Source organism: bacterium (assembly GCA_041649255.1).
In the GTDB taxonomy this organism is placed as follows: Bacteria; Hydrothermota; UBA3073; order JACQXS01; family JAQTXJ01; genus JAQTXJ01.
Map to the genome: position 1 here is coordinate 1 of JBAZNK010000020.1, position 17,751 is coordinate 17,751.

Below are 17,751 nucleotides of genomic sequence, written 5' to 3' on the forward strand. Positions count from 1 at the left end.
TCATAACTATATTGGCAAAATCTTCTGCAGGCAAGAAATATTCTTCGGGCAACCTGACCCAGTATTCTCTTGGAATGCGTTTTACATAATAATCCGGGCGAATGAGTTCCATATCTGCCGGGATTTTGTCCCTGTATTTCTTAGGCAATGCCGTTCTTTTAATGGGCATAAAAATCTTAGGTTCAAACTTGAATCCGCTATTAGTGGCAAGCATATCTCTTACTGCAATGTCTTTCAATAATAAAGCTTTGTCCCTTAAGGGTTCACCATTTTTAATCATTGGAAGACCAATTCCACTAAGATTCTCAGCTTCCCAATTTGTAAGGGAAACCGGAGCTCCCCAGCTTCTGAGTTGTTTTACATACCAGTCCGTATTAAGTAATGACAAGTTCGCTACCATCAATTTAGGCTTAACATTTTTTACCAATTGCGCAAACCATAATGGGAACGTATCATTATCTCCGTTTGTAAATATTACGGCACCGTCATCACAAGAACTAAGCATATTATAGGCATAATCATCTGGAATCCAGTTCCCACGTCTGTTTATATGTGAGTTGAAATTACCAAAAATAGGAACCAAAACGAGTAGTCCAAGAACAGGAGACATAATTCTCTGAGCCCATTTATTTCTTAACAATGTTAACAAACCCCATACCCCGATACCGATATACCAGCCGAATACGGTAAACGCGGAGTCATAGAAATAATGTCGTTCTCTTACTTCTAGAGGTCTGTGCAGAGGATTAGTATCGGAAGGAGAGAACTTAAAGTTCATATAAAAAGTAAGAACAAAACTTAATGTAATCAATAAAGTAAACATTAGCCAGAACGTACGCTTGTCTTTTTTATAATGTGTCCATATGCCAAACAATCCGATTCCTATAAAAATGATATTAAAGAAAAGGCTTGAGAGTTTAGTAAAGTTAGAAGCGATTTCTCCTTCCCATCTTGACTGTCTTGGATACGGAACCCACTGCCATGTCAGATAATCCGTAAAAAACTTAATCTGGTATACAAAAGCCTGCACCATATTATATTTATTTTCCGGGGTTTCGGTTTCTCTTTTAAGTATAGTACTTACTCCAAGCTTTGCAGGACCATATTGTGTTCTTGAAAAGACATCCCATAATTTTGGAATGTTAGTAGGGGCGGCTTCATTAATATAAGGATTATGATGTGCCCTTATCATAAGATAAGAGTAACTTCCTATTCCCAACAAAAACCCAACTACTACAAGACCAATAAATTTCCCATCAAACATTTCTTTACGGTAAGTTACTATCAGGAAAATTATTACGGCTATCGATATTACTCCAACCAAAACGAGTGACATTCCCATAAAAAGGGCAAGAAACGGCACTGTTATTGCTATAAACCTTAAACTATCCCAATCTTTTTTATTTAATAATATAAACAAAAATATTGCAGGCGCAGTAAGCATTGGCATTAGCTGTATTCCAACAGAAAGTGCAAACATATAGGTAATCAGGAACAAAAATCTTTTATGATAAGGTGTCTGAAGTTCATCCTGCCATCTTAATATCCAGAATATACATAACATGACCATAAAAGATGCCAATCTATAAACTTCGGCTTCTACTGCTCCCCACCAACAGGTATATGCTAAAGACCCAATCATAGCTCCTACACCAGCGCTTAATGATATGATAAAGTGTTCCATTTTGGTTTGAGGAGCTTTCATTTTTACAAGTATTTTCGCGGCTATTACCCATAACAACCTGCGGTAATGGCTCCACTTATTACCGACCCCATATTTACCCTGAATGCAATTTCTTTTCCAAACGGGATAAAGCATAATATTTTATTAAGCAGGGTATACAATGGTGATCCCGGCGGATGCGGGACTCCCAGAGAATAGCCACAGGCAATAAATTCTCCGCAATCCCAGAAAGATAAGGAAGGCTGAACGGTATAAAGATAAATACCAAACACGGCCAGAGTGGAGATAATAAAACCCCACATATATTCTTTTTTGCTCATTTTAAACGCTCCTTTCTATGTAAATTAAAGAATATTCAAAATAACTCCTATATTAATTATGTCAATAGTATATTTTATAAATTCGACTGAGACAAGCAGGGGAACGGACATACGCGGGAGTAGGGAGACTCGGAGACACGTAAGAGAAAAGGGAAGAAATGTTGCTTGACTTTATTGAAAGTTAATATAATTTTGTTCAAATGGCAATTTTTATTCCTATTAGAACTGCTTCCTCAAAGTTGAAGCTCGGAAAGGAAGTAACAGGAACATACAACGGAGTTGAGTACTCGTATAAATATTCTAAAGACCCCGAGGATATATCCTCTTCCTTAATAGTTAAAATAAAAAGTCCCTCTTCTTATGTTTTCCGCGTGACCCGTAAATCAAAATTTGACGATTTTTTAAAGAAAATAGGAGCTTTCTCCAACATTTCTACAGGTGACGTTGCTTTTGATGATAAGTTTTTTGTATACTCTTCCAATCGTGAATTTGCCAGAGTATTGTTAACTTCCACTGCAAACCGACGTGCGGTAACAAACATTTTTTCACAAGGATTTAATACGATAAATAACGATAATAGTACGATAACCGCTACAAAAACTACTAAGTCCATTGCAACCGCAACTATAATGGAGATAGTTTCCGAACTTTCAAATCTGGTTAAGGGGATTTCTGCAGTTTCGCATTCTTTTCCACCGGCCGGAAACAACCGTAAGATTCAACACAGAATAGTATTTGTTATAGCTATAGTAGTAAATTTTATCGCTATTCTTATTGCCGGGAGCGGAGGCGCAGAATTCTCTCCGCTGGATACAGGACGCGCGATATTAGCCTCTTTTAAAGTAAGTATCCCTGCCGGGATTATACTTCTCTGGTTAATTATAATGTTATTAAAAGACAAGCTTGTTTCTTATTCGGAATATATCAGCGTATATTTGTTATATTTTTCTGCCATCCTGATTGCCGGCGGTGGAATTTTTATATGTTTGAACGGGTATCTTGACAAATCCGTAGCTATACCCCATAAAGTTTCGGTAGTAGACAAATATATTTCCAGTGAAGAACACAGTAAAAGTTACTACGCCATAGTTGAATCATGGAGAGACGACCGTTCTAAAGAAAAAATAGAAGTTCATAAATACGAATACAAAAAATTGGTCGCTGACAGTTCAGAATTGGTAATTGCTACGAAACCCGGTCAATTCGGGTTTGAATGGATTGTCGGGTACGAGATAGACAGTCCGAAATAATAAGCCACTAAAGTACGAAACAGAGAATTTTTGGACGCAGGTTAACGCAGATTATTAGGATTATAGAGTAAGAGAAAACCCTGCCACAAAAAAATAAAAAAAACAGACCACAAAAACAAAAAGGATTTTTGCCACAGATGCACACGGATTTACACAGATAACAAATATAGTAACCATCTACCAAACAGATCGGTAGACAGGCGAGATTTTACACGATTTATACACGAAAAAACAGATACCTAAAAGATTTATTGCAATACTATAACTTTTCTTGTTAGTATTTCTCCTGCAGATTCCAGTATGTAGAAATAAGTCCCGTTTGTAACTTTATTAGAGCGGTTATCCGTACCATTCCACATCAAAGTATACGGTCCGGCATCCTGTTCTTCCTGAACTAAAGTTTTAACAACGCGACCGGTACTGTCATAGATTTTTAGGGAGACATTGCTTTTCTTTGGAAGCTGGTATGTAATATGAGTAACTCCCTTGCTCGGATTAGGTTTGTTTTGTGAAATACTAAGACTCCCGTAAGTATCGGTTTTAGTTTCTTCTTTCCCCGCGGTTGGCAGTTCGTATTTAATTCTTACATTACATAGCTTAAGTGAAGAACCGTACGTCCCAAAGCTTACATATAGCCAATAGCTAAATGCAGAATTATCAATGATATCCGGGTTTATTGAAGTGTCCGTAAGACATTGGTAGCCGATAGACCCACTACTGGACATATTTACAATAGTCCCCCCAGCCGGAGTAGTACTAAGTGATGAATTAGATAACATAAGGGACACATCATTTGTAGTATTTGAATCACAGACCCATACTGCAACTTCTAATAACTTAGCGCTATCCGGAAGGTATACGGGCGCGAAAAATATATGAGTTCCTGCTAATTCAGTAGGATGAAGGTCATCAGCCCATCTTGCAAAAGCTTCGTTCTTGTCTGTAGGTTGGAAAGCCACGCAAGAAACGCTGTAATATTTTGTGTTTGCATATACGCCTCCTGCCAGCAAGAAGAGAGCAATACTACCAAATAAATACTTTTTCATCTTTCCTCCTTTTGTTTTAGTTAACTTAAACAATGTATTCTCAAAAGATATAAAAGCAAGAAAAAAATGAACAAAGAGAAAACACACGATTGCACACGATTAGCACACGAAAAAAAATAAAACTAAAAATTGACAAAGTATTTGTTTGAAACTATTTTAGAAATGAAATGTTGGAATTGTTTTTGGCATTATAATTTTTTCAGGAGGGGAGATGAAATACTTTTATTTACTGTTGGGCTTTATTTTGTTGAATGGGTGTGTTGCCACTATTGAAAACACATCAAGAACAAGTTATGTAAAAGAAAACTTCAATACTTCTTCTATAGAAAAAGGCGGAATTGCTTTATTGCCTATTGTTGCAGGAGCAGGCCAAGAAAGTTTACGTCGTCCACTTGGGGATTCTATTAGTTACCATATTAAACAGTATAAATCCGCAGATACTAAATTTTTCTCCTATAAAAAAACCGCTGAAATACTTAATACTTCAGGACTTACTGAAAAATATCAAAAGCTAATATCCGCTTATAAAGAAACTGCTATTATAGATAAAGCAATTATAAAAGAAATGGGAGATACGTTAAAAGTTCAATATCTATTAGCCGTAAGTCTTAATGAATTTAATAAGACAAGCGAATTAAAACGTGGTATTATTTCAGGACAATTACATACAGAAAAAACGGTAAATGTTACTGCCTTCGCTCAAATATGGGACTCTAATGGGGATGTTGTTTGGGAAGGAGAAGGCTCAGCTAAATCTTCGGCAAGTGGGGAATTAAATTCTGTCGAAGAAAATTACGATAAATATTGTGGAGTAGCTGCACAAGGACTTGCAGAGAAGATCTTTAATATAAACAAAGACTAATTAACCATTTATTCGTATATAAGGTTAGACGGTAAAATGAATATGAATCAATGGCGGAAGAAAGAGTTTGAGGATCCTGATGTCGCGGATGATATTATTGCCTATTCCCCATCAGCAGTAATTGACAGGAACACTAATGATTTTTGTCGGCGAATTGACGGGCATTATTATACTAAAAAAAGTTTTGTATTCCCACCCTATCACGATGGTTGTAGAACTATTGTAGTTCCAGTACATAAATATCTTTATGATAAAAATAAACCTATAGAGATATTTCCTGCAAAAGATATTCCCAAATAACCCAAATGCCCTTTATACACAAGTGTGTAAATCTATGGAATGAATTTTTACTAGAAAAATAAAATAGAGGAAAAGAATGGTACAAAAAGTGAAAAATAGAATATTTAGAATTTTGGAAAAAGCAACTCCGGGCGATTCACCTGCTAAAATATTTAATGTTTTTATTATAACTTTGATTATTTTAAATGTACTCGCTGTTATTCTGGGAACAGTAAAAAGTTTCTCACAGTATGCGGTTGTTTTTAGAGTTTTTGAGATATTCTCTGTAATAGTATTTACTGTTGAATATATCTTACGTTTATGGAGTTGTACGACAGATGATAGGTTTAAAGGACTGGTTACGGGAAGAATTAAGTTTGCGCTTACTCCTCTATCTCTTATAGATTTGATAGCTATTTTACCATTCTACTTGCCGATGATTATTCCCATAGACTTACGATTTATAAGAATAGTGCGTCTCTTACGTTTATTCCGTATATTTAAACTAGGGCGTTATTCTGACTCTTTAAAAACTTTTAGCAATGTACTTAGAAGGAAGAAAGAAGAATTACTTATAAGTGTTTTCGTAATATTAATATTGTTAATAGTTGCTTCAAGTCTAATGTATTTTGTTGAATGCGATGCTCAGCCTAAGGTGTTTTCAAGCATTCTGGCATCAATGTGGTGGGGCGTAACAACATTAACTACGGTTGGTTATGGAGATATTTGTCCAATTACTCATATAGGTAAATTTATAGGAGCACTAATATCGCTTTTGGGGATTGGGGTGTTTGCATTACCAACAGGCATACTTGTTTCTGGTTTTATTGAAGAAATTCAAAAAAAACGAGAAGGAGCAAAGAAATGTCCCCATTGCGGGAAAGATATTGGGCAACTTTAAGCGAGACAATAATTTTTTGCAATAGGCGAAATACTATTACATTCTTAAACAATTATTTTATATAAGATAAAGGAGGCTACAAAATGAGTAAACAAATAGTAAAAGGTATCCGTAAATATATACCGGTGTTCCAAGATGCAAAAGAGAAAGACATGAATGAAGCGGATTGTGTAACCCGTATTATTAAATTTTTAGAAGAAGTTCTAGAATATGATGTATTGCAAGATATTACAAAAGAATTCCAGATAAAAAGCAGGTATGTAGATTTAGGTATAAAAGTACAGAATAAAATTAAGTTTTATGTCGAGGCAAAGTCTGCAAATACAAAACTGAAGGAATCTCATATTTATCAAGCAGAAAGTTATGCTTCACAAAGTGGTACCCCATGGGTAGTATTAACCAATGGTATAGAGTGGCAATTGTATCATCTTGTATTTGATAAAACGGGTATAGACCACTCTATGATTTTTTCAATAGATTTAATAAACGGTAATATAGAACAAAATGCTGATAAATTATATTATCTTTCAAAAACTGCTTTTCAAAAAGATGAAATAGAAGACTACTGGACAAAACAAGTAAGTTTGAGTTCGGATTCTCTCATTAAAGCGTTATTTCACGAAGACACCCTTAGTTCTATCAGACGTGAATTACGTAGAATGTCCGATATTCTTGTTGGTGAAGATGAAGTTTTGGAAAATGTTCGTAAACTTCTAAAGGATGAAATATTGGCACAACATGGCGAAATGATTAAAATAAGACGTAGAAGAAAACCTCGTGATAAATCTTCCTTAACTCAACAAGTCGAGCAGAAAACAACAAGCATCGTTAATATCCAAACAGATCAAAAAGAGGGCATTTCCACCAAACCAGAGCAATAGTCCTATGCCCAGTTGGGACTTGATTTATAGGAAATTGAATTATCGGGGACTTTGTCTTCGCCCTATAATCTGATAATCCTTTCGGGATTAAAATATGAACGATAAAACCAAAAAGAAGACGGTTGAAAAGGACCCGACAAAGGTAAATCCAAGGGATATAAAGACCGGTTGGGATAGGCTGGATAAGGAGAAGCAAGACAAGCTGCGCGCAATGGGGATACACCCTTTACGAAATACTCCCGGCAAACTGCTTACCGCAAGAGGAGCAATTCCCGGCGTACTCGGGTCATTTGGGACGGTATGGGGGAAAATGAGCTGGACGGGAGACAAGGCAGAAGCAAATATGGGATTCCGACCGAAAGAAGGCTCCATCGGAGTTCAATTAAACCGCAGAAGATACGTTGATAACAACGGTAAAGTAAAGAGCGGGATATTTGCCACAAGTTTGATGCGCCGGTATGTCGTTCCTACGGAAAAAGAAAAATCCGTCTGGGACAGAACCGCAATACTCGGCAAAATGGCATCCAAATGTATGAGAGATATAATTTATCCAATATGGGAACCGCTTGTAATCAACAAGAACAGAAAACCGTGGACAGGATATCATTATTTTGAAAGCGTAAACCATACTGCACTCGGACATTCCATAGACTGGAGTAAATTGGTCATATCAAAAGGGAAGTTGCCCCGCCCCACAAAAGTATGCTCAAGCCGTTATCTTTCAGGGGAAAACAAAATAGAAATCATTCATCCATTGACCGTGAACAGAAAACCGTTAACGAAAAACCAGTTAGGCATAGGAATCGTTGACTCAATAACAGGGGACTTCTTTCACATCTCCCCCACTCAAATAGCCGAAGAAGCAACCCGACAAATCAAAGCTTGCGAGACAAATCCTACTTCGGTGGTGAAAGGGAAAACTGCGCTGAAAGATTGGAATCTGGTATGGGACTTGAAACAGATACGAAAATACTATCGTTCTCCTAAACAGAAGAAAGGCTGGGTTCCAAGAGCATGGTCTCGTTTCTATATGTATATGTATCATAAAGAAGGGAAAAACTACAGCGATTCAATATCGTCGAGGATAGATGTTGCACGGATGGACACGGATGATAAACGGATAAACACGGAGAAGAAAGGGTTGAGGATAGTTGTGGAAGTTTTAGAAGGGACAGGGAAACAAAGAATAGTAAGAACTGTAACATATAGTAACTGATAGTAACTTGTTGTAACAGAGGAACAGAAAAAAACAAAAAGAACATACCAAATGGCCGGGGCATAAAAGCCCCAGCTACCCTACTATTACTCTTAAAATTATTTCCCCTTGACGCAGTGAAATAAATATTGTATATGATAAAAAACAAATATATTAAGAGGAGTGTAAAAATGTTTTGTAAAAGTTGCGGGAAAGAAATAGAAGAGAGCGCTATATCTTGTAAATACTGCGGGACAACATTAAGAGAAGATGCAACGGTTTTTCATAATCGTGGGATTGCTTATTATGAAAAAGGAGAATTTGATAAAGCTATAGAAGATTTTGATAAAGCGATTAATCTGAACCCTGATTTTGCAGAGGCTTTGAATAATCGTGGATTTACTTACTATAAAAAAGGAAACTTAGATAAGGCATTAGAAGATTGCGGCAAAGCCGCCGGCATTAACCCTAATTATGCAATAGCTTTTAATAATCTTGGACTTGTCTATATTAAAAAAAGGGATTTAGAAAAAGCAATAGAAAATTTTGACAAAGCCATTAGCCTTAACCCTAATTTTGCAGAAGCCTGGAATAATCGTGGATTTGTCTATGTTAAAAAAGGAAACTTATCAAAGACAATAGAAGATTGCGATACAGCTATTGCCCTTAACCCTAATCTTGCAGAGGCTTTTAGTAATCGCGGACTTGCTTATCTTAAAAAAGGAGATTCAGACAAGGCAATAGAAGACTGCAACAAAGCTATTGTCCTCAACCCTAATCTTTCAGAAGCTTTTAATACCCGCGGGCTTGCTTATGCTCAAAAAGGGACCTTAACAAAGGCAATAGAAGATTTTGATAATGCTATTAGTATTAATCCTGAACTTGCAGAAGCTTTTAATAATCGGGGAAGTATATACTACAGGAAAGGATCTTTAGACAAGGCAATGCAGGATTATGACAAAGCCGTTATCCTTGACCCTAATCTTATAGAAGCTTTTAATAATCGAGGAATCGCTTATGCTCAAAAAGGCGACATAGCAAAGGCAATAGAAGATTGCGATAAAGCCATTAATATTAATCCTAATTATGCAGAAGCTTATAGTAATCGTGGGTTTGCTTATGTTAAGAAAGGAGATTTAGATAGGGCGATAGAAGATTGCAGTAAAGCTATTAGTCTTAATCCTAATCTTGGAGACGCTTTTAATAATAGGGGTTTTGCGTATTATAAAAGAGGAGAATTAGATAAAGCAATAGAAGATTATGAAAAAGTTATTCTTATTAAGCCTAATGATATAACAGTAATGATAAACATTGGAATGGCATACAAAGGAAAAGAAGATAAAGAGAAAGCCAGATTCTGGTGGAATGAGGTACTGAAAAGGAAAAAGTTTTTACCGGATAAATGGGAAGAGGAAATCAGGAAATGGATGGGAGAACTGGATATATAAATTAAAAATCAAATATTAAAAATTAAATATGGGGGAAGAGGAAAGAATAGTTCAAATAGGACAGGAAAAGATGCCTGCCTGCGGTAGGCAGGGATTCCCGTCACCGCTCCGCCTAAGGCGGACTATTATAAAAATAAGAGATTGTAAATAAATGGAGATGAGGAGAAAAATATGAAAAATAAAAGGTCTTTTGGAATAGTTGTTTTGATGGTTGGGATTGTTTATAACACTGCTAATGCAGAATACCCGGGCTGGGCAAATTATACATACGGAAAATGTGTTCAAACTATTGCAAGTGAAGGAAATGACCTATGGATTGGAACTTATGGTGGTGGATTGACCTGTATGGATAAAACTACGGGAGATATGACATTTTATGATCACGCAAATTCAGGTTTGCCGAATAATGATGTTCGTTCAATAGCAATAGACGGCACCGGCGCAAAATGGATTGGAACTTTTTGGTATGGCTTAGCAAAGTTTGACGGAACTAACTGGACTTTATATAATAGTAGTAACTCGGGTTTGCCGTGGAATATGGTTTCTGTGGTTGCAGTAGAGGGCACGCCTGACGGCGCAAAATGGATTGGGATGAATGGAGGAGGACTTGCAAAGTTTGATGGGACTAACTGGACTGTATATGATAAAAGTAATTCAGACTTGCCGAATGATTGTGTTACTGCAATAGCAATAGAAGGCGGCATAAAATGGATTGGAACTAATGATGGTGGTTTAGCGAAGTTTGATAACATTAATTGGTTTGTGTATGATACGAGTAACTCCGATATACCGGATAACGATATTTGCGCGCTTGCAGTAGAGGGCTCAATAAAATGGATTGGGACTTATTACGGTGGTTTAGCGAAATTTCAAGACAGTACCTGGACTGTGTATAAAACGAATAATTCAGGTTTACCGAATAACGATGTTCATTCAATAGCAATAGACGGCACCGGCGCAAAATGGATTGGAACAGACGGCGGTGGCTTAGCAAAATTTGATGGAACTAACTGGACTGTATATGATACGAGTAATTCAAGTTTGCCTTATAAAGAAGTTTCTGCCCTTGCAATAGACGGCAACATAAAATGGGTTGGGACTTTTGGCGGCGGTTTTGCGAAATTTGAAGGCACGAACTGGACTGCTTACGATGGCAGTAATTCGGGACTTCCTTATAACTGGGTTAACGTAGTTGCAATAGAAGGTAGCGTAAAATGGATTGGAACAAACGGCAACGGGCTTGCGAGGTTTGACTCAAGCTGGACAGTCTATAATACAAGCGATTCGAGCTTGCCTTCCAACTATGTTTTGGATATTGCAATAGGAAGTTCCAAGAGATGGTTTGGAACTAGTGGTGGTCTCGTAGAGTTTGATGGCACGAACTGGACGCTATATAATACAACTAATTCCGATTTGCCCAACAACTACGTTTGCGCGCTTGCAATAGAAGATTCAACGCTATGGGTTGGGACGAATGGCGGCGGGGTGGCGGCTTTTGACGGGACTAATTGGACTGTATATGATACGACTAATTCGAATTTACCTTCCAGCTATATTTATGATATTTTGATAGAAGGTCATATGAAGTGGATTGCGACAGGCAGCGGTTTAGCAAAGTTTGACGGGACTATCTGGACTGTGTATCTGGCTAGCAGCTGGGTTTCCAGACTTGCGCTGGAAGGGACCGTGAAATGGATTGGAATGGGGGGAGGAGGACTTGTAAAGTTTGATAACACAAACTGGACTGTGTATAGTACAAGTAATTCAGGTCTGCCAAATGATTATGTTTATGCGCTTGTAGTAGATAGCTCAACAAAATGGATTGGGACATTGGGCGGAGGACTTGCAAAGTTTGACGGGACAAGCTGGACAGGGTATAATATGGGTAATTCAGGTATGCCTGATAACTGGGTTTATGCACTTGCAGTAGAGGGGAATAATATATGGATTGGAACTGAATTTGGTGGATTAGCGAGTTATAGCGAACAGTCAATAGAAGAACCATCCATTTCGGATTTTGGCTTGCAGAATTTGGAATTGAAAATACTAAAGAATCCGTTTTTTAGTAAAACAACTCTTCGATACGCAATACCTGCGTCTTCCAGAGTTTCGTTAAAGGTTTATGACATTACGGGAAGTTGTGTGAAAACATTAGTTGAGGGGGAGAAAAAAACAGGGAGTTATAGTATTTGCATAGATGCGAAAGAACTAAAAACAGGAGTGTATTTTGCGAAACTTGAAGCAGGGGAACAGACGGTTACGAGGAAAATGATATTGGTGAAATAATCTTAAAATAATAGAAAATTTACAATGAGATTCTTCTCCGCCTATGACGCGTACAAGCAAGCATTTCCCGACACATTACTGCTATTATTTTTAATTCATCATTTATACAAAGAGGGAATTAACGCTGCATAATAATGAGGCGCAAATATTATTTTTCTGTTTTGATAGGATACTTCTTCCTTAATAGAGTTATTTAGAACTATGGCGATGTTGCATTCCGGATATTTTATAAAAAATCTCTTTATCCCATTTGGTATTTCTCCTTTTGAAATTTGGGACTTAACTTCAACGGCAATTGGAATCCTATCCTGAACAAGAATAAAATCCACTTCTTCTTTTTCCCGTGTTCGCCAATAATAAATTTCCTGAGAAACTTTTAAGTTTTTCTGTAACTCATGTAAAACAAATGATTCGAAAAGCACCCCTTTATCAGGTCTGCTATCCAATTTTCTGAAGTCATGTAAAATAGCATTTCGGATTCCACTGTCAAAATAATATATTTTATTTGTTTGTTTTAATTCCCTTCCACGATTTGTGAAAAATGGTTTCAATATATCAAGTAAAAACATCTGATTTAATATGGACAAATCTTTTCTTACCTGACGCAAAGAGTAGTTAAGAATCTGGGAAACACTATTTTCACTCAAAAGACTGCCTTCCTGTCCTGCTAATAAAACAAGCAGCCGATTAAAAGAAAGAATATCCTCTTCGCGCAAAAGAGCTTTGATGTCTTTTTGAATATAAGTCGCCACCAAATCAAGGAGAAGCCGTTTCTTATTCTCCGGTCTTTTTTCATGAACAAGTCCGGGCATTCCCCCCAGAACAATAAATTCCTCAAGATATGCCCTCAATTTACAATGAGCATCAGGACTGATTTTGGAATGAATGTTCACGGGCAATTTAACAGCTAATGATTTACTTGGCAGCCATTCCGAGAAGGATAAAGGGAACAATTGAAAAAGATGTCTCCGTCCGGCTAAACTTTCTTTTAAATGCTTGTGCATTTCAATAGAAGATGAGCCGGAAGCATAAACTTTTACTCCTTTACAACCATCATATATTGATTTAAATAACTTAGTAGCATTCGGCAGATAGTGAAATTCATCTATAAGAATAATTTGCTTTTTTTTACATATATCATCCAATAAAAATTCGAAATCTCTGGCAAAATAATTTGCATCAGAAGGCATTTCCAAATTAAAATACTTGCATCCAATTTTGTTCTCACGGCAATGACTTGCAATTTTTTTCAGGAGCGTAGTCTTACCAACCTGGCGGGGACCTATAATTATTCCAATTTCTTTTTTGTGAAGACTACTTACAATCTCTTTATAAATAAGTCTTTGAAGAGCCATACGGCAATCTATACGGTAGCGTATAGATTGTCAAGTTTTTTTTTGTTAACAAATACCACAGTATTGTTTTTTTCTGTAGTACCTTTTATTGGGCCAATTGTCCCGCATGACTGGATTTAAAACCCGACCTACCCTTTCAAAAATCACTTTGTCCTTGACTTTTTGATATAAAAATATTAGGATAAAAAATTAATTATGCTTGTTTTTCTTGATGATTCCGGCGACCCGGGATTTAAGGTAGAAAAAGGATCTTCTCCTGTTTTTGTTATAGCATTGGTAGTATTTGACGACCATCTGGATGCAGAAGAGACTGCTTAGCAGATATGATTGCAGGAGCGATTTATCGCTCGTTTAGTAATAAAAGCGATGCAGATGTTTATCGCAAGATTATTAAGAAAAGAGAGGAAGATGTCTGGATATTTGGGGAATAAAAAAAAGCGACCCAACGCCTATCGTGAGTTTCCTCACGAACGCGCACCATACGGTGACAATTCGGCAATCAGGTCTTTGTGGTTTGAAGCCTAACCTAACTTTAAAAACTTATCAACTGTTTTTTGCTCTTTAAGAATATTGAGTGGGAGGAAGAAGTTTAGATTTTAGAGTTTAGATTTTAGAGTTTAGATTTTAGAGTTTGGAATGAAGAGAGGAAGAGATTAGAAGATTAACAAATTACAGAGGATAGAAAAACAAAAAGGACGGTACCCAGCAGAGCTGGATAATCCGCCTCAGGTGGACTGCGCCCAAGGAGTTGTAATAGATGGTGTAGATAGTAAAAGAAAGAAGAAAAGCAAAAAAAGAGATTCTTCGCTACGCTCAGAATGACAAAATTAAAGAACGGAATAGATAACAAACGCAAGGCTCCCGCCAGAGCGGGATAAATTCCGCCTTGCCCTACGTTCAATTCAAAAATGGGGGAACGAAAGAACAATGAAAGTAAGTTTGATATCGCTTGGATGTCCGAAAAACAGAATAGACTCTGAGGTAATTATCGGGGAGTTCGGCGTATCGGGATACGAAATAACCCAGTTTCCTCAAGATGCGGACATCGTTATCATAAACACCTGCGCTTTTATTGAATCCGCCAGAGATGAAGCCCGAAAAATAATAAAACAAATCGTAAAACTTAAAGAGAAAAAGAAATCTTTATTAATCCTCGTTTGCGGATGCCTACCGCAACTCGCAGGCAGTAGTTTGTTAGACGAATTTACTCAAATAGACGGGATTGTCGGGTCGTCCGATTTTTGCAAATTGCCGGATATAATATTGAAATTAAAAAAGAATAAGAAAAAAATAACGGAAATCGGGACGCCGAATTTCATTTATAATTCACATCTCCCCCGCCTTATATCGACTCCGTCTTCTTATGCTTATTTAAAAATCGCAGAAGGTTGCAGTAACCATTGTTCATATTGTAAAATTCCCCAGTTAAGAGGAGAATACAGGAGCAGGGAAATAAAAGACATACTCAATGAAGCGCATAACATCGCGGGAATGGGATATAAAGAACTTATTTTAATCGCCCAGGACACCACTAATTTCGGCATAGATAAAGGAGAAAGAACTCTTCATAAACTGCTGAAAGAACTGACAAAAATAAAGGAGTTTCTCTGGATTCGGTTGCTTTACACACACCCTGCGCATTTTGACGATAAACTTATTTCAATAATAGAAAACAGTCCGCAAATTTGTAAATACATAGATTTGCCACTTCAACATACTCATTCGGACATTCTCAAAAGAATGAACAGACCGTCGTGGGAACAAACAAAACCGCTTATAAAGAAGTTACAAAAATCGGGGATAACCATCCGCACGACTTTTCTCGTAGGCTTCCCGGGTGAAGAAGAAAAACATTTCAATAAATTACTCTCAGATATAGAAGAATTTCGGTTTGACTGGGCAGGCGCATTTACTTATTCCTGCGAAACTGATACGCCTGCTTCCGACTTGCCCGACCAAGTTTCTTTTAAGGTAAAAAAGGAGAGGGTGGAGAGAGTTTTTGAGTTACAGAAAGGGATTACGCACAAAAAGAATATTGCGCGCAAAAACAAGCAGTTTTTAGTATTGATAGACACTAAAGAAAAAGGGTATAGCATCGGGCATAGTGAGTTTCAGTGTCCGGAAATAGACGGGAAGTGTTATTGTCCGAAAAAGTTGAATGCCGGGGATGTTTTTATGGGAGAAGTGAAGAAGGTGAAGGGTGAGTATGATCTGGAAGTTGGGTAAAAAGATTTTCACCGCAGAGCCCAGCAGAGCCCAGAGAACTGGATACGAATCCCTAATCCGCCAAAAGCGAAAAGGGCTTTGTACTGGATAAGTTAGAGTAACGTTCTTTCATCACGAACTCTAACTAACCGCAGAGCCCGCAAAGAACAGAAAGAAAAAATAAAAACTAACGGATAGCAGAAAGAGTTTTAACCGCAGATACACGCAAATAAACACAGATAAAAGAAAATTGTAGAGTTAATAAACTAAAAGCAGAAAAGACAAACAAAAAAGGGTGCTTTTTACGGCACCCTTTTTCGTTACAAAACAACTAGTTTTTTATCTCATTAATACGACTTTCTTGGTTTCGCAGAAGTTTCCGGATTTCAGTTGATACAGATACATACCTGTTGGTACAAGTTTACCGGTTTTGTCTTTACCGTTCCAGCCAACCGTATACGAACCGGCTTTCTGTTCCTTATCTACAAGAGTTACGATTTCCTGCCCGGATATATTAAATATTCTGACAGAAGTACGCGTATTGCCCGTGATAGAATATTTAATTTCCGTGTTTCTTGTAAACGGATTCGGTGAACAATTGGATAACCTATACGTTGAAACTTCTTTTTTATTTTCTTCGATTCCTATTGAACTAATATTTATATCATCAATGTATAAACCCGTTCCTACGCCACCATCATTATTATTATCCGTCATAACAAGCCATCTGAACCTAACCGTGTCTCCTTTATAGGCAGTAAGGTCCAACGCGTCAAATTGTCCGTCTCCTAAAACCCCGCTATCTTTTTGAACCCAACCAGAATCCGAGCCGTTAGTAGCATAATCATAAGCAAGCGAGTTCCATGTCTTACCATTATTTGTGGAAATATTAATGGTATAAAAATCCTCCATTGTAGAATCGGCATTTCCATCCCAATCAGGCATATCGCAATAAACATAATATGAAAGCGTTGGATTATCGTTATTAGCAGGTATTACTATTTCCGGAGATATAAGAGCATTCACTAAATTAGTATCCATAACACATTGATAGCTGTGTGTAGGGCTATGAGAAACGCTGTCTATCAGAACCCACCTGTCAACACATTGTTGAGTTCCACTGGCAAAAGTAAATCCGGTAGTATCTTCGCCGTCATTTGTGAATACGCCTGCCACATTAATACTGTCTATTTGCCATCCAAATAAAGCATCATCGTCAACGGTGCAAGTTAAAGGATCTGATGCAAACACCCATCTAATCATAACTGTATCGTTTGCATAAGCAGAAAGGTCAAAGCTCGCATTCATCCAATCGCCTGACGTTCCTGCCCAACCGGGCATATTATTTCCTTCTCCATGCTGAGCAAAACAATAAAAATGACTACCGTCATAAGCCGGTGTAGGGCTTGTCAATACCGTCCATGTAAGTCCACCGTCAGTTGAAATACGAACATTACAACCGTCACAACCGTCATAAACATCCCAGGTAAATACATCTTCTACTGCTATATTCATTTTGAATGCCAGCGTAAGAGCAGAATCCGGCAATATTATGCTTGGAGAAGTTATTGATTGATACCAGAGATTGTCATACCCATTTATATAAGGTACTCCACCCATCCACCATGATTTTCCGCTGTCGCCGAATGCCTGAAAACTATCCGAGTGCCATGTTGCAAGAGATGTGTTCACGGTAGATATCCAACCTGTTGCGCCGCTTTCAAAATCTTCGGAATAATCAACACCAAAAGTTATCGGTTTTGAAGAAGATTGAACGTAACTATGCGTTCCCTTATTGCCGTTTATGGTTTGTGATTTCAGGCTGAAACTTCTACCAAATGCGCTAACTGCGAAAACTAATGCAAACAAACAAATACCCAATTTTTTCATTTTTCCTCCATTTAATTATAATCTAATAATTGATACCTGTCTGCCGTCAGGCAGAAATCTATTTACTCTCACCTCCTTAGACACATAGTTGAATCTTTTATCTAAGTATACGTGTTTTGTCAATTTCTTTTTATTGTATAACAAATACT

Annotated in this window: 15 protein-coding genes; 10 read left to right on the forward strand and 5 right to left on the reverse strand. The window is 37.3% G+C overall.

Annotation, left to right across the window (positions count from 1 at the left end; all coding sequences use genetic code 11):
* Window positions 1-1,741 (reverse strand): DUF2723 domain-containing protein (locus tag WC614_11950; GenBank protein ID MFA5033716.1); only part of this gene is annotated, 1,741 nt, incomplete at its 3' end.
* Window positions 1,729-2,004, reverse strand: a complete 276-nt coding sequence (locus WC614_11955; GenBank protein MFA5033717.1) for a DUF2723 domain-containing protein — start codon at window positions 2,002-2,004, stop codon at window positions 1,729-1,731. The genes WC614_11950 and WC614_11955, both read right to left, overlap by 13 nt.
* A gap of 200 nt (window positions 2,005-2,204) precedes the next feature.
* Between WC614_11955 and WC614_11960 the strand changes: the two genes are divergently transcribed.
* The gene (locus WC614_11960) at window positions 2,205-3,254 is read left to right on the forward strand and encodes a hypothetical protein (GenBank protein MFA5033718.1); all 1,050 of its coding nucleotides are present in this window, start codon (window positions 2,205-2,207) and stop codon (window positions 3,252-3,254) included.
* A gap of 248 nt (window positions 3,255-3,502) precedes the next feature.
* Here WC614_11960 and WC614_11965 read toward each other — a convergent pair whose 3' ends face one another.
* On the reverse strand, window positions 3,503-4,300 hold the full coding sequence (locus WC614_11965) for a FlgD immunoglobulin-like domain containing protein (protein MFA5033719.1): 798 nt from the start codon (window positions 4,298-4,300) through the stop codon (window positions 3,503-3,505).
* Window positions 4,301-4,511: 211 nt separating this feature from the next.
* Here WC614_11965 and WC614_11970 point away from each other — a divergent pair, with 211 nt between their 5' ends.
* The 7 genes from WC614_11970 (at window position 4,512) to WC614_12000 (ending at window position 12,152) form a co-directional block, all read left to right on the forward strand.
* The gene (locus tag WC614_11970; GenBank protein ID MFA5033720.1) at window positions 4,512-5,162 is read left to right on the forward strand and encodes a hypothetical protein; all 651 of its coding nucleotides are present in this window, start codon (window positions 4,512-4,514) and stop codon (window positions 5,160-5,162) included.
* Window positions 5,163-5,198: 36 nt separating this feature from the next.
* Window positions 5,199-5,462 (forward strand): hypothetical protein, encoded by a 264-nt coding sequence (locus WC614_11975; protein MFA5033721.1) that lies wholly within the window; start codon window positions 5,199-5,201, stop codon window positions 5,460-5,462.
* Between the two features lie 76 nt (window positions 5,463-5,538).
* Window positions 5,539-6,342: an ion transporter gene (locus WC614_11980; protein MFA5033722.1), complete on the forward strand. Its 804-nt coding sequence runs from the start codon at window positions 5,539-5,541 to the stop codon at window positions 6,340-6,342.
* Between the two features lie 83 nt (window positions 6,343-6,425).
* Entirely contained in the window at window positions 6,426-7,223 is a 798-nt protein-coding gene (locus WC614_11985; protein MFA5033723.1) for a type I restriction enzyme HsdR N-terminal domain-containing protein, read from the forward strand.
* Window positions 7,224-7,317: 94 nt separating this feature from the next.
* Complete coding sequence (locus tag WC614_11990; GenBank protein MFA5033724.1) at window positions 7,318-8,439, forward strand: hypothetical protein; 1,122 nt, start codon at window positions 7,318-7,320, stop codon at window positions 8,437-8,439.
* A 170-nt stretch (window positions 8,440-8,609) separates the two neighbouring features.
* Complete coding sequence (locus WC614_11995) at window positions 8,610-9,866, forward strand: tetratricopeptide repeat protein (GenBank protein ID MFA5033725.1); 1,257 nt, start codon at window positions 8,610-8,612, stop codon at window positions 9,864-9,866.
* A gap of 171 nt (window positions 9,867-10,037) precedes the next feature.
* Window positions 10,038-12,152 carry a T9SS type A sorting domain-containing protein gene (locus tag WC614_12000; protein MFA5033726.1) on the forward strand — a complete coding sequence of 705 codons (2,115 nt, stop codon included), beginning with the start codon at window positions 10,038-10,040 and terminating at the stop codon, window positions 12,150-12,152.
* A 98-nt stretch (window positions 12,153-12,250) separates the two neighbouring features.
* On the opposite strand, the gene WC614_12005 is transcribed toward WC614_12000, so the two are convergent.
* Window positions 12,251-13,507, reverse strand: coding sequence for an ATP-binding protein (locus WC614_12005; protein ID MFA5033727.1), 1,257 nt, complete (start codon window positions 13,505-13,507; stop codon window positions 12,251-12,253).
* Window positions 13,508-13,702: 195 nt separating this feature from the next.
* On the opposite strand from WC614_12005, the gene WC614_12010 reads away from it, so the two are divergent.
* Both WC614_12010 and rimO read left to right on the forward strand, forming a co-directional pair.
* Window positions 13,703-13,825, forward strand: coding sequence for a DUF3800 domain-containing protein (locus WC614_12010; protein ID MFA5033728.1), 123 nt, complete (start codon window positions 13,703-13,705; stop codon window positions 13,823-13,825).
* Window positions 13,826-14,434: 609 nt separating this feature from the next.
* The gene (gene rimO, locus WC614_12015) at window positions 14,435-15,733 is read left to right on the forward strand and encodes a 30S ribosomal protein S12 methylthiotransferase RimO (GenBank protein ID MFA5033729.1); all 1,299 of its coding nucleotides are present in this window, start codon (window positions 14,435-14,437) and stop codon (window positions 15,731-15,733) included.
* 318 nt (window positions 15,734-16,051) lie between these two features.
* Here the strand turns inward: rimO and WC614_12020 are convergent, their stop codons facing one another.
* Window positions 16,052-17,602 carry a T9SS type A sorting domain-containing protein gene (locus tag WC614_12020; GenBank protein MFA5033730.1) on the reverse strand — a complete coding sequence of 517 codons (1,551 nt, stop codon included), beginning with the start codon at window positions 17,600-17,602 and terminating at the stop codon, window positions 16,052-16,054.
* Between the last annotated feature and the right edge of the window lie 149 nt (window positions 17,603-17,751).